Source organism: Psychrobacter sp. 4Bb, assembly GCF_002836735.1.
Lineage (GTDB): Bacteria > Pseudomonadota > Gammaproteobacteria > Pseudomonadales > Moraxellaceae > Psychrobacter.
In genome coordinates this window covers 1-702 of record NZ_PJAS01000024.1, presented here as the reverse complement: position 1 = coordinate 702, position 702 = coordinate 1, and the positions used below count along the sequence as shown (strand labels likewise).

Below are 702 nucleotides of genomic sequence, written 5' to 3'. Positions count from 1 at the left end.
GGCGTGTCTTCAATTGGATAAGCCCTAAATAATAGTTACAATACCGCATCTATTGAGTCGATGCGAGAAATACAAGTTATGGCAAGAAAAGCATTAACAGATACGCTTTGGGATCAATTGCAATCGACGATGATAAAGTACGGCTGCTATCAAACTCAAAACAGCCGAGAGATCATGGAAGCCATACTGTGGAAACTACGCACAGGGGCGCCTTGGCGTGACATACCTGAAGAATTATGTTCGTGGAAAACAGCCTATAGTCGTTTCAACCGCTGGTCGAAAACTGGCTTATGGGCGGATTTTTTTTGGCTTTTGAGCAGAAGTTGATACGGAATGGGTATTCACAGACGGAAGCTATGTTCGCTGTCATCAGCATGCAAGTGGAGCTCGGCGTGGTGAAGAGCGAGCAATTGGACAAAGCCGTGGCGGAGCAACTACAAAGATACACCTATCCTGTGATGCCGATGGATATCCGCTCCATTTTAAAATCACTGGGGGTGACGTCCACGACAGTCAAATTGCAGGTGAATTGATTGAGAAGATTGGACAGGCAGATTACTTTATCGCTGATAAAGGCTATGACTCAGAGTGTATCAGAGACAAAGCTCGCAGCCATAATATGATACCTGTCGTTCCTAAAAGGAAGAATGCCAAACAGCCTAATCCAGAGTTTGATAGCTATTTGTACAAGCTGCGTCATCT

1 pseudogene is annotated in these 702 nt (G+C 44.9%); it reads left to right on the top strand.

What is annotated here, in order from left to right:
- Positions 1 to 78: 78 nt before the first annotated feature.
- Positions 79 to 702, top strand: a pseudogene (locus tag CXF60_RS00610) (IS5 family transposase); the annotation flags it as partial.